Raw genomic sequence first — 21,015 nt, forward strand, 5'->3', positions numbered from 1 at the left:
GCGACACGGCGCGCGTGTACATCCGGGGGTGTCAGCCCCGCAGATCGGCGAGAGTGTCGAGCAATTCCACGACGGCGGGGATGTCCGCGACGCGGTGCGCGGCCGCCGTCTCGCCCTCGCCGACCTTGACGCCGACGTCCTGCGGTCGCAGGCGCGCGAAGCCGCGCTCATCGGTGACGTCGTCGCCGATGAACAGCGCCATCTCCGCTCCGGTTTGCTCGACCATCGTCTCGATGGCCGCGCCCTTGCTCGCCTCCCGCACGGCGATCTCCACGACGTTCTTGCCCTCGGTGACGAACACCCCGTCGAGTGCGGCCGGCCCGGCCATCGCCTCGGCCTGCGCACGTTCCCGCTCCGCGGGATCGGCCACCGGGCGGACGTGCAGGACGGCGGCCGTCGGCTTGGTCTCGACGTGCGCCCCGGGGGTGCGGGAGACGATCTCCTCGAGGGCGGACCGCACCCGGGACAGCAGCGCCACCTCGTCGTCGTCGAGGGGGGAGTCGAAACCACCCTCCCACTCCGACCCGTGGCTGCCCACCAGGACCACCGGGGCGTCGGCGCCGCTCACCTCCGCCAGCGCCGCGCGGTTACGGCCGGACAGCAGGGCGACGGTGGTCCGGGGCAGCCCCGCCAGTCTCGCCAGGGCGTCCGCGGCACCGGGGGCGGGCACGGCCTTCGTGGGGTCGTCGACGAACGGGGCGAGCGTGCCGTCGTAGTCGCACGCCACCACGAGGGTGGGGGCGTCGGCGGCGCGGCGCAGCGCCTCGTCCAGGGTCTCGGCGGTGGTCATGGACGTCAGGATAAGCGCGCCGCCCGGACCCGGGCACCGCGAAAGCGCCCGGCGCGTCATGTGACGCGTGTTACGTTAAGGAGACTCAAAGGCTGAAGTCGGGCGTCGGAAGGACGTACCGGTGAGCGCAGAGGATCGGGCACCGGGTGCGCCCAGTGTCCGACCGCGACCGGAAGGTGAGAAGACCATGGCACCATCAGTGCTGAGGACATCCGTACGCCGTCGTCCGATGAGCGTGATCGCCGCCGCCGCGGTGATCGGCCTGGGGCTCACGGGCTGTACATCGACGAATTCCGACGACGACTCGAGCCTGCTGGAGACCCTGCAGGACCGCGGCAGCGTGACGGTCGGCTTCGCCGGCGAGGCGCCCTACTCGTTCCAGGAGAACGGCGAGCTCACCGGCGCCACCGTCGCCCTCCACCGCGAGATCTTCGGGAATCTGGGCATCGACACCGTCGAGGGCGTGAACGCGGACTTCGGTGCCCTCATCCCCGGTCTCCAGGCCAACCGCTTCGACGTGGTCAGCGCGGGCATGTCGATCCTCCCGGAGCGCTGCGAGCAGGCCGCGTTCAGCGAGCCGGAGTTCAACTACACCACCGCCCTCATGGTCGAGGAGGGCAACCCGATGAACCTCACGGACATGCAGTCCGTCGCCGAGAGCGGTGCGCGGCTCGCGACGATGACGGGCGCGATCGAGTCCGACTACGCCTCCGAGCTGGGTATCGACAGCATGCAGGTCGCCACCCCCCAGGACGGGATGGACGCGGTCACCTCCGGGCGCGCCGACGTCTTCGCCCTGACCGGCATCTCGCTGAACTGGATGAAGAACAACAACCCCGACGCCCCCGTCGAGGTGACCGAGTCGTTCGTCGCGGAGATCAACGGCGAGCCGCAGGTCGGCGCGGGCGGTACCGTGTTCCGCACTGACGACCAGGAGCTCCTCGACGCCTACAACGAGGAACTGGCCAAGATCACCTCCGATCCGGAGAAGTACCTCTCCATCGTCGGCGAGTTCGGGTTCACCGAGGCGGAACTCCCCGACCCCGCGCTGACGACCGCCGACCTCTGCGCCGGCGAGTGACGGTGCACGGAGTCCGGTGACGAACGACCGTGGAAAGTAACATCGAGGCCTTCCTGGAGGCGTGGCCCCGCTTCCAGGAAGGCATCGTCACCACCATCTATCTGACACTGGGAGGTGCGGCGCTGGGCTTCGCCATGGCGCTGGTCCTCGGCGTGGCGGCCGGGTCCCGCCTCATGGTGATCCGCGGGGTGTCGAGGACGATCGTCGAGTTCTTCCGGGGCACCTCGTTGCTGGTGCAGCTGTTCTGGCTGTTCTTCGTGCTTCCGCTGCTCGGATACGAGCTCGATCCGCTCTTCTGCGGAATCCTGGCGCTGGGACTCAACTACGGCGCGTACGCCGCCGAGGTGGTCCGTGGTTCGCTGGCCGCCGTCCCGACCCCGCAGAAGGAGGCCGCGGTCGCCCTCAACTTCTCGCCCTGGCATCGCATGTCCAAGGTCGTCTTCCCGCAGGCGTGGGTGCAGATGATCCCGCCCCTGAACAACCTCCTGGTCCAGCTCCTCAAGGGGAGTGCCCTGGCCAGCTTCATCCTGCTGCAGGACCTGACCTTCCACATCGGGGAGCTGCGCCGGGTGACCGGCGATACGGTGTTCGCCTTCGGCGTCGGGCTGGTCCTCTACTTCGTCATCGCGTACGTCCTCACCCTGTTCATGAATCTCCTCGAGGTCCGGGCGAAGTCCCGACTGGGGGCGGGGCCGTCGCTCCGTGAGGTGCTCAGCCTGCGACCCGAACGGGTCAACGAGGCAGTGGGGGTGGGCCGATGAGCGTCGATTGGAGCTGGGAACGCGCCATCGAGAGCATCCCGATCCTGCTGGAGGGGTTCCGGATCACCCTGCTGGCCACCGTCGTCGGCTTCCTCATCGCCGCGGTGCTGGGACTGGTCGTCGCGATGGTGCGTCGCGCCGCGCCCGCCGTGATCACCGTGCCCCTGCGCCTGGTCACCGAGTTCATCCGCCTGACCCCGCTCGTCGTCCAACTGTTGTTCGCGTACTTCCTGCTCCCGCAGTTCACCGCGCTGCAGATCGGCATCGCCGTGATCGGCGTGCACTACGCGACCTACATGGCGGAGGTGTACCGCGCGGGCATCGACGCGGTCCCGACCGGGCAGTGGGAGGCCGCCCGGGCGCTGTCACTCCCCGCGGGGCGCACGTGGCGCGCCGTCGTCCTGCCCCAGGCGATCCGCAACACGGTCCCGGCGCTCGGCAACTACGCGATCTCCCTGTTCAAGGACACCCCGTTCCTGTTCGCGATCACGGTGGTGGAGATGGTGACCGCCGCGCAGCAGTACGGCGCCCGCAACTTCCAGTACCTCGAGCCCATCACCCTCGCCGGGGTGATCTTCCTGCTCGCGAGCTACCCGACCTCGATCCTCATCCGGAGACTGGAGAAGTCCCTTGTCTACTGACCCCAGCACGCCGACGCGGCCGAGCACGCCGACAGGCGGCGAGTCGCCGATGGTGGTGTTCGAGAAGGTGGTCAAGCAGTTCGGCGACCACGTGGTCCTGGACCACCTCGACTTCACCGTGCAGCGGGGCGAGCGGGTCGCGCTGATCGGCCCCAGCGGGTCGGGCAAGACGACGATCCTGCGCCTGCTGATGACCCTCGAGGAGGCGAACGACGGCGTGATCTGGGTGGAGGGCGAACCCCTGACCCACCAGTTCAAGGGCGACACGCTGGTCAAGGCCTCCCAGAAGCACCTGCGCGCCGTCCGCTCGAAGATCGGGATGGTGTTCCAGCAGTTCAACCTGTTCCCCAACATGACGGTGCTCGAGAACATCACCGAGGCGCAGATCCACGTCCTGGGGCGGTCCAAGGGGGAGGCGGTGGAGCGGGCACGTGAGCTCCTCGACACGGTCGGTCTCGCGGACAAGGAGAACGCCCACCCGACCACGCTGTCGGGCGGGCAGCAGCAGCGGGTCGCCATCGCCCGGGCGCTGGCGATGGATCCCGATATCCTGCTCCTCGACGAGGTCACCTCGGCTCTCGATCCCGAGCTTGTCGCCGACGTGCTCGGGGTGCTGCGGATGATCGCCGAGTCCACCGACATCACGATGCTCATCGTGACCCACGAGATGGGGTTCGCCCGCGACGTGGCCGACCGCGTGCTGGTGTTCGATCAGGGCAAGATCGTGGAGGAGGGTACTCCCGAGGCCATCTTCACCGATCCCAAGCAGGACCGGACACGCACGTTCCTCAAGGCCGTCCTCGAACGGTGACCCGCGCCGTGTGGCGTGACGCTTGACCGTGACCCGGCCGCCTGTAGGATTGTCGACAATCAGACGGTTCCATGGAAGGCGCGCCGATGACCCTGTCGCACACGGCCCTCGAACTGGCCGACGGCTACCGCCGGGGCGAACTCTCCCCGGTCGATGCCGCTGAGGAGGTGCTCACCGCGATCGATCGGGTCGACGGCGAGATCAACGCCTTCTGTCACGTCGACCGTGAGGCGACGCTGACGGCCGCGCGGTCGTCCGAGGAGCGGTACCGCCGGGGCGAACCGCTCAGCCCACTCGACGGCGTCCCCACCACGATCAAGGACATTTTCTACACGCGTGGCGTCCCGACGCTCCGGGGTTCCCGACTCCTGGCCGACAAGCCCGGTGCGTCCGATCCCGCCTCGTGGCCCGACGACGCCCCCGTCACCTCGGCGGTCGGCGAGGCCGGGTGCGTGGTGATCGGCAAGACCACCACCCCGGAGTTCGCGTGGAAGGGGGTCACGGACAACACGCTCACCGGGATCACCCGTAATCCGCACGACCCGGGCCTCACCCCGGGCGGTTCCAGCGGCGGGGCGGCGGCCGCGGTCGCCGCCGGGCTCGGCCAGCTCGCACTGGGCACCGACGGTGGCGGGTCGGTGCGCATCCCCGCCGCGTTCTGCGGGATCGTGGCGCTCAAGCCCACCTACGGCGTGATCCCCATGTTCCCGTCCAGCCCGTTCGGCACGCTCGCGCACGCCGGGCCGATGACCCGCACGGTCGCCGACACGGCGGCGTTCATGGACACCCTGCTGCGTCCGGACCCCCGCGACTGGTCGGCGGTGCCGGCGCGCGCGACGACCCCCGGTCCGGGCGGGTACCTCGCCGCGGCCGTCGACGGCTCACGCGGGGACCGCCCACTCGAGGGACTGCGCGTCGCGTACAGCCCCGACCTCGGTTTCGGCACCACCGACCCGGAGGTCGAGCGGGAGGTCGGACGCGCGGTCGCCGTACTGGAATCGCTGGGAGCGCGGGTCGAGACGGTCGACCCCGGGATCACCGACCCGGTCGACGCGTTCCACGTCCTGTGGTTCGCCGGACTCGCCGCGGTCCTCGCGCCCCACGGACCGGGCGCCGTCGACCACGTCGACCCGTCGATGCGCGAGGCGCTGGGGCGGTACCACGACTACTCCGCCGCCGACTATCTCGACGCCGTGGCGGTGCGGATGGCCCTGGGCGCGCGGATGGCCGACTTCCACCAAGCCCACGACATCCTCATCACGCCCACCACGCCGATCGCCGCCTTCGCGGCGGGATCGGACGTGCCGCCGGGCTGGGACAGTCCCGACTGGACGTCGTGGACGCCGTACACCTATCCGTTCAACATGACCCAGCAGCCGGCGCTGAGCGTCCCCTGCGGGACGACCGACGCGGGCCTCCCGGTGGGGCTGCAGGTGGTGGGTGCGCGGTTCGAGGACCGACTGGTGGTCCGGGTCGGTGCCGCACTCGAAGCCGCGCTCGGTCAGGTCGTGCCCACCCCGCGGGTCCACGCGGCGGCGCGGTCGGGGGACGGTCGGCCGTGATCGACTCGACCGCGGGACTGGAACCCGTCGTCCAGGAGTCGACGCCGTCCCTCATCGCGCGCGCTCTGCGGAGGGGCATCGCGGACGGCTCGCTGGCCCCTGGGACACAGCTCGGCGAGGCCGCTCTCGCACGCTCGCTCGGCGTGAGTCGCGGCCCGCTGCGCGAGGCGATGCAGCGGCTCACCCAGGAGGGGTTGCTCGTCTCGCACCGCAATCGCGGACTGTTCGTCGCCGACCTGACGCCCGACGCCGTCGAGGACATGTACCTGCTGCGGACGACCATCGAGACCGGTGCTCTGGAGCGGGTGCTCGATCTGGGTCTGGGGGAGGCCACTGCCGACGCCCTCGACGCGGCCGTCGACGCCATGGCGGCGCTGGCCGACGAACCCCGGTCTGCGGCCATGGTGGCGGCGGATCTGGACTTCCACCACGCGCTGGTGGAGGCCGCGCGGAGCCCGCGGTTGTCGCGGGTGCACGAGACCGTGGTGGTGGAGACGAGTATGTGTCTCCACGCGATGCGCAGCACCTATACCGACGCCGCGTCCAGGCTCACGGAGCACCGCGCGATCGCGGACGCGGTGCGCTCGGGCGACCGACTCCGGGCCCGGACGTTGCTCGTCGACCACATGCGGGACGGGCTGGCCAGGGTCAGCGAGGGCGCGTAGCTCGGGGGACGGCGGTCAGGGCACGGAGCTCAGTGGCTCGACCCGAGGCCGTTCCGCAGTGCCCACGCCACGGCCTGCGGCCGGGTCGTCACCCCGATCTTGCGGTAGGCGTCCCGGATGTAGGACTTCACGGTGTTGATCGACAGGTAGCAGGCCGCGGTGATCTCCTCGTTCGACCGACCCTGGGTGATGAGCGCCAACATCTCCGCCTCCCGGGGGGTCAGGCCCACACCGCCAGTGGGCCACGGCGCGGCCGGCCCGGAGTCCTCCCGGTCGATCACCGTGACGCGCTCACCGGCCGCGATGCGTTCGATCCCGCTGACCAGCTCGTCCCCGATCAGGGACTTGGCGAGAAAACCCCGGGCCCCGGCCGCCAGCGCCTCGTCGACGGCCTTCGGATCGGTGATGAACGAGTAGACCGCCACCGCGCCGATCTGCGGGTCACGGGCGAGTTCGGCGCACTGCTGCTGCCACCCGGGGCCGGAGCCGAAGGTGTCGAACAGGGCGACGTCGACCGGCGTGGCGACGTCGGTCGCGTGATGGGTCGGCACCACGTGCACCCGGTCGGCGTACGGACCCAGCAGGGCCTCCACGCCGGCGACGACCAGCGAGTAGTCGTTGACCACCGAGACCCGGACCTTCATGAAGGGACATTAGCAGTTGTGACCCATCCCACCCCTGGGGGTGTGCCGAATCCCCCGGGGACATCGGAAGCTGGACCGGACGGCGAGGGGAACCATGATGCAGACAGCGATGACCAGACTCGACGATCGGTGGGCGTGGGCCGACTCCGGGATGTGCCGCGAGATCCCGGACCTCTTCTACAACTCGGAGGACGAGGCCAAGTCGACGCGGCGCCGCAAGGAGGCCGCCGCCAAGAAGCTCTGCGGGCAGTGTCCCGTCATCGACGCGTGCCGCCAGCACGCGATGGCCCAGCGTGAGCTGTACGGCGTCTGGGGCGGGATGACCGAGGCCGAGCGTCACCGCCGGGCCGGCCGCGTGCGCACCGGCTAGGGGAGCCAGCGGGTCGGCTCGGTTCGGGTCGGCTCAGCGCACGGGGATCGCGACCAACTTGGTCTCGACGAACTCCTCGATCCCGCTGAGCCCGCCCTCGCGCCCCAGCCCGGACTGCTTGATGCCGCCGAACGGGGCGGCCGGGTTGGACACCACGCCGACGTTGATGCCGACCATGCCGGCCTGGAGCCGCTCGGACATGGTCATGGCGCGGTCGAGGTTCTCGGTCATCACGTACGAGACCAGGCCGAACTCGGTGTCGTTGGCCAGTGCCACGGCCTCGTCGTCGGTGTCGAACGGCACGAGGGCGGCGACGGGGCCGAAGATCTCGGTCGACATCAGTTCGGCGTCCGGGGTGACACCGGTGAGCACGGTGGGCGGGTAGAAGTAGCCGGGCCCCTCGAGGCGCGAGCCGCCGGTCAGCACCTCGGCCCCGCGCTCTACGGCGTCGTCGACCAGGTCCACGACCTTGGTGACGGCCTTTTCCTCGACCAGGGGGCCCACGTCGGTGCCGTCGGTCGTGCCGTCGCCCACGGTCAGGGCGGACATCTTCTCGGTCAGGCGCCGACCGAACTCGTCCAGTACCGAGCGGTGCACGAGGATTCGGTTGGCGGACGTGCAGGCCTCGCCCATGTTGCGCATCTTGGCGGCCATCGCCGCGGCGACGGCGGTGTCCATGTCCGCGTCCTCGCAGACCACGAAAGGCGCGTTGCCGCCGAGCTCCATGGAGGTGCGCAGCACCCCGCGCGCGCACTGCTCGAGGAGCGTGCGGCCGACGGGCGTGGAGCCGGTGAAGGATAGCTTGCGGGCGATGCCGGAGTCGATCCACGGCTCCACCACGCCGCCGGCGTCGGTCGTGCACACCACGTTGAGGACGCCGTCGGGCAGCCCCGCCTCGCGCAGGAGGTCCACCACGTACAGCGAGGTCAGTGGCGTGAGGTTGGCGGGCTTGAAGACCATGGTGCAGCCGGCGGCGATGGCGGGTCCGATCTTGCGGGTGGCCATGGCCAGGGGGAAGTTCCACGGGGTGATGAGGATGCACGGTCCCACGGGCTCGTGGGTGACCATCAGCCGGGTCTTGCCGTCGGGGGAACGGCGGGCGTCGCCGCGGATGCGGCAGGCCTCCTCGGAGAACCAGCGGAAGAACTCGGCCCCGTAGGTGACCTCGCCCCGCGCCTCGGCGAGCGGCTTGCCCATCTCGGTGGTCATGAGCAGCGCCAGCTCGTCGGCGCGCTCGACGATCAGCTCGTAGGCCCGGCGCAGGATCTCGGCCCGCTCGCGGGCGGGGACCGCCGCCCACGACGGCTGGGCGCGACCGGCGGCCTCGATCGCGGCGGCGGCATCACCGGCCCCGCCGTCGGCGATGGTCGCGATCGCGTCACCGGTCGCGGGGTTGACCACGTCGAACGTCGCGCCGGACGCGGCGTCGCGCCAGGCCCCGTCGACGTGGATGCCGGTCCCGAGGGCACTGATGATGTCGGCTGCGGAGCGGGTCATGTGGGCCTCCTGGTGGGTGCGGGGCTGGGGTCGGGACGGGGGTCGGGGTCGAGCAGTTCGAACAGGTGGCGGCCGGTGCGGCTGGGTCCCGTGGTGGGGTCGCCGGCGCCGAGGTGGTCGACCTGGGTGGCGCAGGAGAACCCGTCGGTGAGGACGGGGGCGTCGGTGTCGGCGCGCAGGGCGGGGGCGAGGGCTAGTTCGGCGACGGCCGCGGTGACGGTCTCGTGGCCGGCGGTGAAGCCGAAGTCGCCGGCGACGCCGCAGCAGCCGGTCGCCTCGCGGACCGAGCCCACGCCGAGGGCGGTGAGCGTGGCGCTTTGGACGCGGTTGCCGAAGGTCGCGTACTCGTGACAGTGGGTCTGGACGGTGACGCGGTCCGGGGGCGCGCCGCCGGGCCACGCGGGGGCGCGGCCCTCGGCGGCGAGTCGGCCGAGGTGGTCGGCGGAGGAGCGGACACGGGCGGCCACGCGGCGTGCGGCGTCCGCGTGGGGGGTGTCGGCGAGCAGGCGGGGGAGGTCCTCGCGGAGGGTGGCGGCGCAGGAGGGTTCGACGACGACGACGGGGACCTCCTCCCCGCCCGGCCCGCGGATCGCGTCGAGGCGGCGCGCGGTCGAGGTCATGGTGCGGCGTGCGGCATCGAGTCGGCCGGTGGTGACGTGGGTCAACCCGCAGCACTGGTCGGCTGTGCAGGCGACGGAGGTGTGCGTGCCGCCCAGCACGCGGGCGGCGGCGCCGGCGACCGCGGGGCGCAGTCCGCGGGTGAACGAGTCGAGGAACAGCACGACCTCCGCGGAGGTGCGCCCCGGCTCCGGTTCGCGGACGGTCCACACGCTCTCCGGGACCCGGGCGAGCTCCTCGCGCAGCTGACGGGCGGACGCGAAGCGGGGCAGGGTGCGCTCGGTGCTCAGGCCGCCCATCCGTGCCGCGGCGCGGCCGGCGCGGGTTCCCAGCAGGGCGTTGATCGGCCCGGCCGCGCGGACGGTCCCGCGGAGCCACAGCGGGAGCAGGCCCAGGGAGTAGTGGGCCGTCGGTCGCACTCGACGCGTGTAGCGACGGTGCAGGGCCTCGGACTTGAAGGTGGCCATGTCGACGCCGGTCGGGCAGTCCGAGGAGCACGCCTTGCACGCGAGGCACAGTTCGAGCGACTCCTCGACGGCCGGGTCGTCGATCGGCAGGGTGCCGCGGACCACCTCCTGCAGGACGCGGGCCCGACCGCGGGTGGAGTCCTTCTCGTCCCCGGTGGCCCGGAAGGACGGGCACATCACACCGCCGGAGGTGGTGCGACAGCGGCCCACGCCGATGCAGGCCTGGACCGGGTGGGCGCCGTCCGGCGAGGTGAGCAGGCCCAGGTCGCGTCGGCCCACCCCGGCCAGGGCCAGATCGGCGTCGAGGGGCCGGGTGGCGGTCAGGCCGCCCGGGGCGAGGATCCCCGCCGGGTCCCAGACCCCGGCGAAGCGGGCGAAGGCGTCCAGCATCTCGGGCGAGTACATCACCGGCAGCAGTTCGGAGCGGGCACGGCCGTCGCCGTGCTCCCCGGACAGCGACCCGCCGTGCCGCACGACGAGGTGGGCGGCGTCGGTGCAGAACTCGCGCATGACGGACCTGCCCGCGTCCGAGCGCAGGTCGAAACTGATCCGGATGTGCATACAGCCCGCCCCGAAGTGCCCGTACATGACGCCCGTGAGCTCGTGCCGGGCCAGTAGGTCGCGGAAGTCGGCGAGGTAGTCGGCGAGCCGCTCGGGGGCGACGGCGGAGTCCTCCCAGCCGGGCCAGGACTCGATGGTCGCGCCCGTCGCCGGATCGGTCAGTCTCGAGCTCAGCCCGGCACCGTCCTCACGCACGCGCCACAGGTCCGCGCGGGCCACGGGATCGGTCACGACGAGGACCTCGAGAGCGTGGCCGTCCCGCGTCAGCTCGTCGGCCAGTTCGGCCACCCGGGCGTCGAGCCCACGACCGCCGGCGCCGGCCTCGTCGTCGTCGCCCCCGTCGTCGTCGCCCCCGTCGTCGTCACTCCCGTCGTCATCGAGTTCCACGAACAGCCACGCGTGGCCGCGCGGCAGCTCGGCGACCGAGTCGGCGCCGCGGCGCTGCCGCATTGTCGCGACGATCACCTCGTCGATACCCTCTACGGCTGTGGGGCGGTGTCGCAGGATGGCTGGCACGTCCCGCGCAGCGTCCACCACGTCGGCGTACCCCACGACCGCCAGCCCGGTGCGCGCGGAACGGGGGACGGCCCGCACGGTCGCGGCGGTGACGATCGCGCACGTGCCCTCGGAGCCCACGAGGGACCGCGCCACGTCGAAGCCCTCCTCGGGCAGCAGGTGACGCAGGTGGTAGCCGGACACCTGGCGGGGGAGGCGGCCGAGTTCGGTGCGGATGGCGGCCAGGTGGTCGGCGGTCAGGTCCTGCAACCGTGTGGTGAGGTGCTCGGCGCGGGCGGCGGCGGGCGCGTCGGCCGGATCGGTGGCCTCGACGCCGCTGCGGGTGGCGGTGAGGCGCAGTCCGTCGGCGGTGACGATCCGCAGCGCCTCGACGTGGTCGGCGGTCCGGCCGTGGCGCACGGAGTGGTTGCCGCACGCGTCGTTGCCGATCGCGCCGCCCAGGCAGGCGCGGGACTGGCTCGAGGGGTCCGGGGCGAAGGTCAGGCGGTCGCCCGTGGCGGCGTGGACGGCCTCGCGCAGGGCCGTGAGCACGGTGCCGGCCTCGGCGGTGACGGTCCCCGCCGCCTCGTCCACCTCGAGGACCCGGTTCATGTGCCGGGACAGGTCCAGGACCAGCCCGGCGCCGATCGCGTTCCCGGCCATCGACGTGCCGCCGCCACGGGCGGTTGCGGGAACCCCGAGCCGGTGACACACGGCCAGGGCGGCGGCGACCTCGCTCTCCGACCGCGGGAACAGCACGGCGGCGGGCACGACCCGGTAGTTCGAGGCGTCGTAGGAGTACTCGGCGATCCGGCGGGGGTCCGATTCGGGCGCCAGACCCGCGTCCACGAGCGCGCCGACGAGCGCCCGCCCGGGGGCGTCCGGTGCGACGTGGGAGGTCACGCCGCCCCGTCGCACACCCGGTGCACGGCGCGGGTGAAGCGCTCGACACCGGCGTCCACCTCGTCGGCGGTCACCACCAGCGCGGGGATGAGGCGCACGACCGAACCGGTCGGGCCGCAGGTCAGGGTGAGCAGGTCCTCGTCGATGCACGCCTGCTGCACCGCCGCGGCCAGGCGGGCGGCCTCGAGCGCACCGGAGCTGCCGGCGGGCGCGCCTGCGTCGCCGAACTCGACGCCCAGCATGAGCCCGGTCCCGCGGATGTCGCAGATCTCGCCCACGTCGCCGAGGGTACGCCGGAGCGCGTCGAGAAGCTGGGTTCCGCGGGCGGCGGCGTTGTCCACCAGGCCTTCGCGCTCGACCACGCCGAGGGTGGCGACCCCGGCCGCCGCGGCGACCGCGTTGCCGCCGTAGGTGCCGCCCTGCGACCCCGGCCAGGCCTTGGCCATGAGGGCGGAGGGTGCGGCGATCGCGGAGATGGGGAAGCCCGAGGCGATGCCCTTGGCGGTGATGATGATGTCCGGCACGAGACCGTTGGTGTGCTGGTGACCCCAGAACCGGCCGGTGCGCCCGATGCCGGCCTGGACCTCGTCGAGGATCAGCAGCGCGCCGGTCCGGTCGGCGCGCTCGCGCAGTCCCTCCAGGTAGCGCGGGGGAGTGGCCATGTACCCGCCGTCGCCCAGCACGGGTTCGATGAGGAAGGCCGCGATCTCGCGGGCGTCGACCCGGGTGGCCATGAGGTAGTCGAGCTCGGCCAGCGCGAAGTCGATCGCGTCGTCCTCCGTCCACCCGTGGCGCAGGGCGTGCGGGAACGGGGTCATCACGACTCCACCCATGAGCGGGGAGAACCCGGCGGAGAAGCGGGTGCCCGCGGTGGTGAGGCTGGCGGCGGCGACGGTGCGGCCGTGGAAGCCGCCCTGGACGGTGACGATGTTGGGCCGGCCGGTGGCCATGCGGGCCAGCCGGACCGCGGCCTCGACTGCCTCGGATCCGGAGTTGGCGTAGAAGACCGAGTCGATCCCCTCGGGCAGGTGCTCGCCCAGCTTCTCGGTGAGCTCCAACAGCGGCTGGTGCATGACGGTCGTGTACTGCGCGTGGATGATCTTCCCGCACTGCTCGCGTGCCGCGGCGACCACGGCGGGGTGGCAGTGGCCGGTGCTGGTCACGCCGATGCCGGTCGTGAAGTCCAGGTAGTCGCGGCCGTCGGTGCCGTGGATCCACGAGCCGAGGGCGTGGTCCACCACGACGGGCGTGGCCTGCTTGAGATGGGGCGACAGGTGCGCGGTCATGGGTGCCAGTGTGTGGCGCGCCACGGTCGATTGTCAACAATCCGACGATCCTGGTTCGCGTGAGGGTCGGCGCGTTACGGTGGGGCCATGACGCAGCCGCACCATGTTCCGGGCAACCACGACCCGGGCACCCGGCCGACCGTCGTCGTCCTCACCGCTGACGGCGTCGAGCCCCCCACCACCCTCGCGCTGATCCGCGAGCTCGCCGACGTGCGCGACTGCACGGCCGACACCCTCGCGCAGGCTCTGCCCGGGGCCGAGATCCTGCTGGTGTGGGACATCTTCTCCGACGCCCTGGCCTCCGCCTGGCACGCCGCCGACGCGCTGCGGTGGGTCCACGTGGCCGCCGCCGGGGTGGACAAGCTCCTCTTCGACGAGCTGCGCGACTCCGACGTGCTGGTCACCAACGCCCGCGGGGTCTTCGACGGGCCGATCGCCGAGTACGTCCTGGCCTGCGTCCTGGCCCACGACAAACGGCTCCACGAGACCGAGGCGCTGCAGCGCGCGGGTCGGTGGCGCCACCGCGAGACCACCCGGGTGGCCGGCCGGCGCGCCCTGGTGGTGGGCACCGGCGGTATCGGACGGGCCACCGCGCGGCTACTGCGGGCGGTCGGGCTCGACGTCAGCGGGGCCGGACGTCGACCGCGCGACGACGACGAGGACTTCGGCCGCGTCCTGGATTCCGCGCACCTGTCCGAGCATCTCGGCGACGTGGACCATCTCGTCATGGTGGCGCCGCTGACCGACGCCACACGGGGGCTGCTCGGCCCCGCGGAACTGGCCGCCCTGCCCGACGGCGCGCACGTGGTGAACGTCGGTCGCGGAGAGCTGGTCGATCAGGAGGCCCTCACGCGCGAGATCGGGACGGGCAGGCTATCGGCGCACCTGGACGTCCTCGTCGTCGAACCCCTCCCCGACGGTGACGTGCTCTGGACCCTCGACGGCGCGCACATCAGTCCCCACATGTCCGGCGACGTCGTGGGGTGGCGGGACACACTGTCCGGGCAGTTCCTCGACCACCTGCGCACGTGGGTCGGCGGCGGGACCCCCGGCCCGATTGTGGATAAAGGTCGAGGATACGTCAGCGGCTGAGCGGTTGTCCGTGGTCATCTCGACGGATACGGTCGGCTCCGCGAGGGGTGGCACCCCTCGCTTTTCCCGAGTCAGCCGGGGTTTTCAGGCTGAGGAGAGAAAGGAGTCGTAATGACCATTGCCGTAGATGACTACCAGTCCCGCGTGAGCGGGCGACCGGAGATCGTCGAGCGCCGTGACCCCGTCCTGTGGGGACGCAGCGAGGATCCCGAGGTCCTCCAGTTCGGCGAGCGCGGCTACATCCAGCGTGAGGGCGCACTCGACCGGCAGCGGATCGACGCCTGCCTGGCCGAGATCGACCGCATCGGATCGGATCCACAGATGGCCGGCGACCCCCGGATCATCCGCGAGGCCGGCAGCGAGGCCGTCCGTTCGATCTTCGACGTCCACGACCTGAGTGAGGTCGTGTGGGAGGCGGTCGAGCGATCCGGCGCGATCGACCTGGCCCGGCAGATCCTCGGCTCGGACGTCTACGTCCACCAGAGCCGGCTCAACTACAAGCCCGGATTCGCCGGCGGCGCCTTCTACTGGCACTCGGACTTCGAGACCTGGCACGCCGAGGACGGTATGCCCCGGCCGCGTGCGTGCAGCGCCTCCCTGGCGCTCACACCCAACGAGACCTACAACGGGCCCCTGATGATCATGCCGGGCACGCACAAGTACTACGTGCAGTGCGCGGGTGAGACTCCGGAGAACTACTACAAGGAATCGCTCGTCTCGACGTCGCCGAAGATCGGCGTCCCGTCCGAGGAGCACATCTCCGAGATGTACGAGCGCCACGGTCTCGACGTGCTCACGGGCGGGGCGGGATCGATGACGATGTTCGACTGCAACGCCCTGCACGCCTCGGGCGGCAACATCACGCCGCTGCCCCGGGCGAACGTGTTCATCGTGTTCAACAGTGTGGAGAACGAGTTGACCGAGCCGTTCGCGGGCACCCCGCCGCGGCCGGACTTCCTCGCGCGCCGGCCCTGAGCCGGACACCGGTGCCGGGCCCCGCGGGTGCGGGACCCGGCATCGGTGCGCCGGAGTCAGGCGGGGTCCAGGCCGACCTCGCGCGCGCCGTCGGTGAACGCCTCGACGAACGCCTGCAGTGGTCGCCGCCGGGCGTCCCGACGGCGATAGGTGATCGACACCGTCCTGGTGAGCTCGTCGGTCAGGGGAATCACCTCCACGTCCGCGCCGAAGGTGCTCAGCCCGAGGTCGGAGGCCAGGGTGACCCCGAGGCCCGCGGCGACCAGGGACAGCGCCGTGGACTGCTCGCCCGCCTCGTGCCGCACGTCGGGTTCGAACCCCGCCTCGCGACAGGCGATCCGCACCGCGCGACCGAAGTGTGACCGCGGGTGCGCGACGACCCACGGCGCCCCGGAGAGGTCGGCCAGCGACAGTCGGGTCGAGTCCACGAAGCCGCGGGGGACCACCGCGTGCAGTGACTCCCTCGCGATGGGCACCCGCACCAGGTCGGTCACGTCCGCCATCACGTAGCTGGAGTAGTCCAGCACGAACGACAGATCGAGCGAGCCGTCCCGGACCGCGCCGGTGGTGTCCTCCGGGGCGAGCTCCCGGGTCCGCACCACGATGCCCGGGTGGTCGCGCGCCAGGATCCGCATCCCGGCGGGCAGCAGCGTGACGGCCACCGACGCCCACACCCCGGCGGTGAGGTTCGTGCCGACGCCCGCACGGGCCGATTCCATGGCGTGACCGGCGTCCTCCACGGCGGACAGGATCGTCCGCGCGTGCCCGGCCAGTATGAGCCCCGCCTCGGTCAGCGCGAGCCCGCGACCCCGCTTCTCGAACAGCGGGGTCCCCGCCTCCCGCTCGAGCAACGAGAGTTGCTGCGACACGGCCGAGACGGTGTACCCCAGCGCGGCCGCGACCGCGGTGACGGTGCTGCGGCGCTCCAACTCGGCGAGCAGCCGTAGCCGGTGCAGTGACGGCTCCATTCCCCGAGCGTAGGAGCGCGCGGCCGCATCGTGCAGGAAAAGTGAACGGTCAGGTCCACGAAGTCTCGCTGGACCCCCGGGACGCATGCTCGCATGCTGGGGACATCCCCGCCGGACCCGCCGGCGGACGAGGTCGCCGAGGAGGCGAGCACCATGACGTCCATCGAGATCCCGGGCACCACCGGTCATACCGGGTCAGCCCCCCAGACCGTGCCCGCCGTTCCGGAGAGCGCGAGCCGATCGAACCGTGAGCCCTACCTGCGACTGCACTGGGAGGACGACGAGACCGGGGCGCGGGGTTACCTCGTGGTCGACACCCTCGTCGGCGGTCTGGCCACCGGCGGGACCCGTATGCGCGCCGGGTGCACTCTCCGCGAGGTCGAGGACCTGGCCCGCGGAATGACCCGCAAGACGGCGGCGTTCGACCTGCCCATCGGCGGGGCCAAGGGCGGCATCGACTTCGACCCCAAGGACCCCCGCGCCATCGACGTGCTCGGCCGGTTCTGCGAGGCCATGCGGCCGTTCCTCGACCGACACTGGGTCACCGCCGAGGATCTGGGCGTCCCGCAGCACCTGATCGACGAGGTGTTCGCCCGACTGGGGATGCGGCAGTCCTATCACGCGGCGATCGAGCGGTCGGCCGATCCCGCCGCCACCGCCGACCGGATCTTCCGCGGGCTGAACGCCGGGGTTCCGGGCGGGCTGCTCGGCGATGTGATCGGTGGCTACGGGGTCGCGCAGGCGTGCCTCGCGGCGGCGTACGTCCGGGGCTGGGACATCGAGCGCACCTCGGTGGCCGTCCAGGGCGTGGGCACGATGGGGGGCGGCGCCGCGTGGTACCTCCACGAGGCCGGCATGCGCGTCGTCGCACTGGCAGACGCCGCCGGCACCCTCTACGACCCGGCGGGACTCGACGTCCCGGCGCTGCTGGCGACCCGCGACCGCTTCGGGGAGATCGACCGCTCGGCCGTCCCCGCCCGGGTGCAGCGGTTGGACCGCGACCGGATCCTCGGCATGGACGTGGACGTGCTCGTGCCCGCCGCCGTCTCGTACGCCATCACCGCGGACAACTGCACCGAGGTCACCGCACCGATCGTGGTCGAGGCGGCCAACGCCGCCACCACGGCCGACGCGGAACTCGACCTCACGGCCCGCGGGATCGCGGTGCTGCCGGACTTCGTCGCCAACGCCGGTGCCGTCGCCTGGGCGTGGTGGTTGATCCTCGGGGAGGTCGACGACCAGCCGGAGAGTTCGTTCCTCCGCCTGGGCCGCGAGATGACCGCCAAGGTCGCCGACCTGCTCACCGGCTGGGATCCGAGCCGGGGCCCGCTGCGGTGGATCGCCGACGTCTCCGGGCCGGTCCGGACGGTGCCGCCGGTCGTCGTGCCCTGACCGCCCCCTACGCAACCGCCCGGGCCCGTCGCCCCTCGACATGGCGTCTCGCGTGCCCCGATGGGCAGGCGAGACGCCATCTTCGGGAGCGGCGGCCGTCTTGGCGGTCAGGCGCGGGAGCGGGACGCCAGCCGCGGGAGCGGTTGCGGTGCCGCTCTGGGCGGGTTGTCAGACGGCTGAGTCTCTGCCCTCGCCGATCTCGCCGGGGTCGGAGTCCGAGTCTGTGTCGTGGCCGTTGCCGATCGCGGTGTGCATCCGGGCCCGGCGGGGAGAGTCGTCGCTGCCCAGCAGCAGATCGATGGTGAGACCGAGCCTGGTGGCGACCTCGGCGGCCGACGACCTGCGGGTCAGCCACGACACGAGGTTGGACATCCACACGTCGGAGACGACCCGGGCGATCGAGAGCTGCACCTCGTCCGGGGTGCCCTGGGCCATCGCGCGGGCGAGGATCCGGTCCATGTAGAAGCCGACCTCCTCGACCTCGTTGGCCACAGAGGCGTCGGCGAACATGAAGGCGCGCGTCATCGCCTCGGTGAGGTTCGGGTCGCGCTGCATGGACTTGGTGATCATCTCCACCACGACCTTCATCCGCTCCTGCGCGGTGTCGCCGGGCGGGGCGGACCGCTCGGTGCGCTGGTCGAGCCGACGGAACTCACGGGCGAGCGCCGAGACCAGCAGGTGCACCTTGGACGGGAAGTACCGGTAGAGGGTGCCCACCGCGACCTCCGCCTTCTCGGCGACGGCACGCATCTGCACGGCCTCGTACCCGCCCTTGGCGGCTAGGGCGAGGGTCGCGTCCAGGATCCGCCGACGGCGCTCGCGTTGCGACGACGTGCTGGGCTCGTCACTCCGGGGGGCGGGATCCGACGCGGCTGCGGCGGAACCGGTCTCGGCTGAGCTCTTGGTCATGGAAGCGGCACCTTCTGCGCTGGTCGGATCGGGTCGGCGGGGCATTCCGGCGGTCTGGGGCGGGACCCGGGTGTGCGTTCGGGACCCCGCTGGTGCATTCTAGAACACGTTACCTAGAACACGTTCTATTATGGCGTGCAGTGCGCGGGTCAGCGGGCCCGCGACGAGTACGGATCCCCCGTAGCGCCCGAGGAGCCCAGCAGTGAGTATCGCCACCACCCCGGATCAGACCGAGATCCAGAACTCGATCAAGGCCTGGGCCAGGTCCGCCGATCCCGTGGCCACGGTACGCGCCCAGGAAGACGATCCGGAAGCCTGGACGGCCTTGTGGCCCCAGCTCGCCGAACTCGGACTGTTCGGCGTCGCGATCGCGGAGGAGCACGGTGGCGCCGGCGCCGAGGTCGTCGACCTGGCGTGCATGCTCGAGGAGGCCGCCGCGAGGATGGCGCCGGGCCCGGTCCTGTCCACCGCGCTGACCGGTGTCCTGGTCTCGCGCGCAGGCGGAGCCGTCGCCAACGCGCTGGGTGAGACGATCGCCGAGGGCGGCCTGCCCGTCGGGGTGTGCCTGGGCATCGGCACCGCGACCTTGGACGGGTCGGGGGAGATCACGGGCGATCCCGGCGTCGCCTACGGCGGCACCCCCGGCGGAGGGTTGCTGCTGCCCGTCGAGGTGGACGGCGCCACCCGCTGGGCGCTTCTCGAGGCGGGCACGCCGGGGCTCACCGTCACCCCGGCGACCCCGTACGACATCTCGGCGTCGATCGGCCACGTCAGCCTGCAGGGCGTGACGATCCCGGCCGACCGCGTCCTCGAGGGCGTCACCACCGCACACGTCCACCAGCTGTTCGTCACCCTGGCCGCCGCCGAGGCCGCGGGCGTCGCCGACTACACGCTCGCCACCGCGGTGGACTACGCCAAGATCCGCGAGCAGTTCGGGCGCACGATCGGCTCGTTCCAGTCCATCAAGCACCTCGCCGCCGACATGCTGTGCCGCACCGAGCAGGTCCGTGCGCTGGCGTGGGACGCCGCCGCGGCCGCGGAGGACCTGCTCGCCGGCGACTCGGAGCTGCCCGTCGCAGCGGCCGTGGCCGGCGCCCTGGCCTTCGACAACGCCGTGCGCAACTCCCAGGACTGCATCCAGATCCTCGGCGGCATCGGCTTCACCTTCGAGCACGACGCCCACTTCTACATGCGCCGGGCGGGCGCACTGCGCCAGGCGATCGGCGGCTCCGCCCGCTGGCGGCGATCCCTGGCCGAGCTCACGCTGTCGGGCAAGCGTCGTCACCTGGACATCGACCTGTCGGAGATCGAGGGTCTCGACGCCAAGCGGGAGGACATCCGCGCGTTGGTGGCGACGGTCGCGGCGGTCGAGGGTGACGAGCGCAAGCGTGCCTTGGCCGACACGGGCCTGTTCATGCCCCACCTGCCCGAGCCGTGGGGCCTCGGCGCCAGCCCGGCCGTGCAGCTCCTCATCGACGAGGAGCTCGAGGCCGCCGGTGTGACCCGCCACGACATCACCATCGGTGGCTGGGCGGTGCCGACCATCCTCCAGGCGGCCCCCGAGCACGCCGACCTGCTCGTGCGCGACACCATGGCCGGGGCGATCAGGTGGTGTCAGCTGTTCTCCGAGCCCGGCGCCGGCTCCGACCTGGCCGCCCTGCGCACCACCGCCGAGAAGGTCGACGGCGGCTGGAAGCTCAACGGACAGAAGGTGTGGACGTCGCTGGCCCGCGAGGCCGACTGGGCGATGTGCCTGGCCCGGACGGACTCCGGCGCCCCCAAGCACAAGGGGATCACGTACTTCCTCGTGGACATGCGCTCCGAGGGCATCCGCACGAGGCCGCTGCGCGAGATCACCGGTGAGGCCCTGTTCAACGAGGTCTACCTCGAGGACCTGTTCGTCCCCGACGAGTTCCAGGTGGGCACCGTCAACGACGGGTGGAAGATCGCCCGCACCACCCTGGCCAACGAGCGCGTGGCCATGGGCGGTGGCTCGTCGCTCGGCGACGCGGCGGAGGAGATCATCGGGCTGATCAACGCCGCCGGTGTGGCCGATGACGCGCTCGTGCTCGACGAGTTCGGCAAGCACGTCGCCGACGGGGTCGTCGGCAACCTCCTCGACCTGCGCACCGCGCTGCGCAGCCTCGCCGGCTCGGGCCCGGGCGCCGAGTCCTCGGTCCGCAAGATCGTGGGCGTGCGCCACCGGCAGGACATCGCCGAGTTCGGCCTGCAGCTCACCGGCACCGGCGGCGTCGAGTTCACCGAGCAGGGACGCAAGTTCCTCATGGTCCGCTGCCTGTCGATCGCCGGCGGCACCGAGCAGGTCCTGCTCAACGTCGTCGGCGAGCGCATCCTCGGCCTGCCCAGGGACTAGTTCGAGCACGTGACCGACCCCCTCCCGATTAAGGACTGACCCCCGTGGACTTCACCCGTACCGAGACCCAGGCCGCCGTCGCCGAGGCGGTGGCCGGCGCACTGTCGACGGCCGCCCCGGCCGAGGAACTGCTCACCGCGCTACCCAGCCGCG

18 protein-coding genes are annotated in these 21,015 nt (G+C 71.9%); 11 read left to right on the plus strand and 7 right to left on the minus strand.

Going from position 1 to position 21,015, the window contains the following annotated elements:
- Positions 1-31: 31 nt before the first annotated feature.
- Positions 32-790 (minus strand): trehalose-phosphatase, encoded by a 759-nt coding sequence (gene otsB / locus VZF99_RS02560; protein ID WP_185951172.1) that lies wholly within the window; start codon positions 788-790, stop codon positions 32-34.
- Between the two features lie 229 nt (positions 791-1,019).
- Here otsB and ehuB point away from each other — a divergent pair, with 229 nt between their 5' ends.
- From ehuB to VZF99_RS02590, 6 genes are all read left to right on the plus strand, one after another.
- Positions 1,020-1,871 (plus strand): ectoine/hydroxyectoine ABC transporter substrate-binding protein EhuB, encoded by an 852-nt coding sequence (gene ehuB / locus VZF99_RS02565; RefSeq protein ID WP_206681980.1) that lies wholly within the window; start codon positions 1,020-1,022, stop codon positions 1,869-1,871.
- Positions 1,872-1,900: 29 nt separating this feature from the next.
- The gene (ehuC, locus tag VZF99_RS02570) at positions 1,901-2,632 is read left to right on the plus strand and encodes an ectoine/hydroxyectoine ABC transporter permease subunit EhuC (protein WP_407335634.1); all 732 of its coding nucleotides are present in this window, start codon (positions 1,901-1,903) and stop codon (positions 2,630-2,632) included.
- Positions 2,629-3,273 (plus strand): ectoine/hydroxyectoine ABC transporter permease subunit EhuD, encoded by a 645-nt coding sequence (gene ehuD / locus VZF99_RS02575; RefSeq protein WP_069388849.1) that lies wholly within the window; start codon positions 2,629-2,631, stop codon positions 3,271-3,273. The genes ehuC and ehuD overlap by 4 nt, the downstream gene beginning before the upstream one ends.
- Positions 3,274-3,322: 49 nt before the next feature.
- Complete coding sequence (ehuA, locus tag VZF99_RS02580; RefSeq protein ID WP_256820137.1) at positions 3,323-4,084, plus strand: ectoine/hydroxyectoine ABC transporter ATP-binding protein EhuA; 762 nt, start codon at positions 3,323-3,325, stop codon at positions 4,082-4,084.
- An 86-nt stretch (positions 4,085-4,170) separates the two neighbouring features.
- Positions 4,171-5,646, plus strand: coding sequence for an amidase (locus VZF99_RS02585; RefSeq protein ID WP_407335635.1), 1,476 nt, complete (start codon positions 4,171-4,173; stop codon positions 5,644-5,646).
- A complete protein-coding gene (locus tag VZF99_RS02590; protein WP_069388851.1) occupies positions 5,643-6,311 on the plus strand; it encodes a GntR family transcriptional regulator in 669 nt (222 codons plus the stop codon). The genes VZF99_RS02585 and VZF99_RS02590 overlap by 4 nt, the downstream gene beginning before the upstream one ends.
- A 29-nt stretch (positions 6,312-6,340) precedes the next feature.
- Here the strand turns inward: VZF99_RS02590 and VZF99_RS02595 are convergent, their stop codons facing one another.
- Entirely contained in the window at positions 6,341-6,955 is a 615-nt protein-coding gene (locus VZF99_RS02595; RefSeq protein WP_185951174.1) for a LuxR C-terminal-related transcriptional regulator, read from the minus strand.
- A gap of 97 nt (positions 6,956-7,052) precedes the next feature.
- On the opposite strand from VZF99_RS02595, the gene VZF99_RS02600 reads away from it, so the two are divergent.
- Positions 7,053-7,325 carry a WhiB family transcriptional regulator gene (locus tag VZF99_RS02600; RefSeq protein ID WP_167507195.1) on the plus strand — a complete coding sequence of 91 codons (273 nt, stop codon included), beginning with the start codon at positions 7,053-7,055 and terminating at the stop codon, positions 7,323-7,325.
- 33 nt (positions 7,326-7,358) lie between these two features.
- Here VZF99_RS02600 and VZF99_RS02605 read toward each other — a convergent pair whose 3' ends face one another.
- Genes VZF99_RS02605 through VZF99_RS02615 form a run of 3 tightly spaced genes read right to left on the minus strand, consistent with a single transcriptional unit; the run spans position 7,359 to position 13,152 of the window.
- The gene (locus VZF99_RS02605; RefSeq protein WP_407335636.1) at positions 7,359-8,822 is read right to left on the minus strand and encodes an NAD-dependent succinate-semialdehyde dehydrogenase; all 1,464 of its coding nucleotides are present in this window, start codon (positions 8,820-8,822) and stop codon (positions 7,359-7,361) included.
- Positions 8,819-11,866: an FAD-binding and (Fe-S)-binding domain-containing protein gene (locus VZF99_RS02610; RefSeq protein WP_407335637.1), complete on the minus strand. Its 3,048-nt coding sequence runs from the start codon at positions 11,864-11,866 to the stop codon at positions 8,819-8,821. The genes VZF99_RS02605 and VZF99_RS02610 overlap by 4 nt, the downstream gene beginning before the upstream one ends.
- A complete protein-coding gene (locus VZF99_RS02615; protein ID WP_407335638.1) occupies positions 11,863-13,152 on the minus strand; it encodes an aspartate aminotransferase family protein in 1,290 nt (429 codons plus the stop codon). The genes VZF99_RS02610 and VZF99_RS02615 overlap by 4 nt, the downstream gene beginning before the upstream one ends.
- A gap of 87 nt (positions 13,153-13,239) precedes the next feature.
- Here VZF99_RS02615 and VZF99_RS02620 point away from each other — a divergent pair, with 87 nt between their 5' ends.
- A complete protein-coding gene (locus VZF99_RS02620; protein WP_407335639.1) occupies positions 13,240-14,244 on the plus strand; it encodes a D-2-hydroxyacid dehydrogenase in 1,005 nt (334 codons plus the stop codon).
- A 111-nt stretch (positions 14,245-14,355) separates the two neighbouring features.
- Positions 14,356-15,219, plus strand: a complete 864-nt coding sequence (gene thpD / locus VZF99_RS02625) for an ectoine hydroxylase (protein ID WP_096906082.1) — start codon at positions 14,356-14,358, stop codon at positions 15,217-15,219.
- A gap of 56 nt (positions 15,220-15,275) precedes the next feature.
- Here the strand turns inward: thpD and VZF99_RS02630 are convergent, their stop codons facing one another.
- Positions 15,276-16,187: a LysR family transcriptional regulator gene (locus VZF99_RS02630; protein WP_067711690.1), complete on the minus strand. Its 912-nt coding sequence runs from the start codon at positions 16,185-16,187 to the stop codon at positions 15,276-15,278.
- Positions 16,188-16,340: 153 nt separating this feature from the next.
- Here VZF99_RS02630 and VZF99_RS02635 point away from each other — a divergent pair, with 153 nt between their 5' ends.
- Entirely contained in the window at positions 16,341-17,579 is a 1,239-nt protein-coding gene (locus VZF99_RS02635; protein WP_407336068.1) for a Glu/Leu/Phe/Val dehydrogenase dimerization domain-containing protein, read from the plus strand.
- Between the two features lie 168 nt (positions 17,580-17,747).
- Here VZF99_RS02635 and kstR read toward each other — a convergent pair whose 3' ends face one another.
- A complete protein-coding gene (gene kstR, locus VZF99_RS02640; protein WP_396444139.1) occupies positions 17,748-18,488 on the minus strand; it encodes a cholesterol catabolism transcriptional regulator KstR in 741 nt (246 codons plus the stop codon).
- 202 nt (positions 18,489-18,690) lie between these two features.
- On the opposite strand from kstR, the gene VZF99_RS02645 reads away from it, so the two are divergent.
- The gene (locus VZF99_RS02645) at positions 18,691-20,862 is read left to right on the plus strand and encodes an acyl-CoA dehydrogenase family protein (protein ID WP_407335640.1); all 2,172 of its coding nucleotides are present in this window, start codon (positions 18,691-18,693) and stop codon (positions 20,860-20,862) included.
- Positions 20,863-21,015: the final 153 nt, after the last annotated feature.

Origin of the sequence: Dietzia kunjamensis (genome assembly GCF_045689975.1) — a bacterium.
GTDB lineage: Bacteria > Actinomycetota > Actinomycetes > Mycobacteriales > Mycobacteriaceae > Dietzia > Dietzia kunjamensis.

Bases quoted from the DNA above. Each gene is read 5' to 3' on its own strand.
- VZF99_RS02635 (WP_407336068.1), top strand. From the start codon at position 16,341: ATGACGTCCATCGAGATCCCGGGCACCACCGGTCATACCGGGTCAGCC.
- VZF99_RS02630 (WP_067711690.1), bottom strand. From the start codon at position 16,187: ATGGAGCCGTCACTGCACCGGCTACGGCTGCTCGCCGAGTTGGAGCGC.
- VZF99_RS02620 (WP_407335639.1), top strand. From the start codon at position 13,240: ATGACGCAGCCGCACCATGTTCCGGGCAACCACGACCCGGGCACCCGG.
- otsB (WP_185951172.1), bottom strand. From the start codon at position 790: ATGACCACCGCCGAGACCCTGGACGAGGCGCTGCGCCGCGCCGCCGAC.
- VZF99_RS02600 (WP_167507195.1), top strand. From the start codon at position 7,053: ATGCAGACAGCGATGACCAGACTCGACGATCGGTGGGCGTGGGCCGAC.
- VZF99_RS02585 (WP_407335635.1), top strand. From the start codon at position 4,171: ATGACCCTGTCGCACACGGCCCTCGAACTGGCCGACGGCTACCGCCGG.
- kstR (WP_396444139.1), bottom strand. From the start codon at position 18,488: ATGACCAAGAGCTCAGCCGAGACCGGTTCCGCCGCAGCCGCGTCGGAT.
- VZF99_RS02595 (WP_185951174.1), bottom strand. From the start codon at position 6,955: ATGAAGGTCCGGGTCTCGGTGGTCAACGACTACTCGCTGGTCGTCGCC.
- VZF99_RS02605 (WP_407335636.1), bottom strand. From the start codon at position 8,822: ATGACCCGCTCCGCAGCCGACATCATCAGTGCCCTCGGGACCGGCATC.
- ehuA (WP_256820137.1), top strand. From the start codon at position 3,323: ATGGTGGTGTTCGAGAAGGTGGTCAAGCAGTTCGGCGACCACGTGGTC.
- VZF99_RS02615 (WP_407335638.1), bottom strand. From the start codon at position 13,152: ATGACCGCGCACCTGTCGCCCCATCTCAAGCAGGCCACGCCCGTCGTG.
- ehuB (WP_206681980.1), top strand. From the start codon at position 1,020: ATGAGCGTGATCGCCGCCGCCGCGGTGATCGGCCTGGGGCTCACGGGC.
- ehuD (WP_069388849.1), top strand. From the start codon at position 2,629: ATGAGCGTCGATTGGAGCTGGGAACGCGCCATCGAGAGCATCCCGATC.
- thpD (WP_096906082.1), top strand. From the start codon at position 14,356: ATGACCATTGCCGTAGATGACTACCAGTCCCGCGTGAGCGGGCGACCG.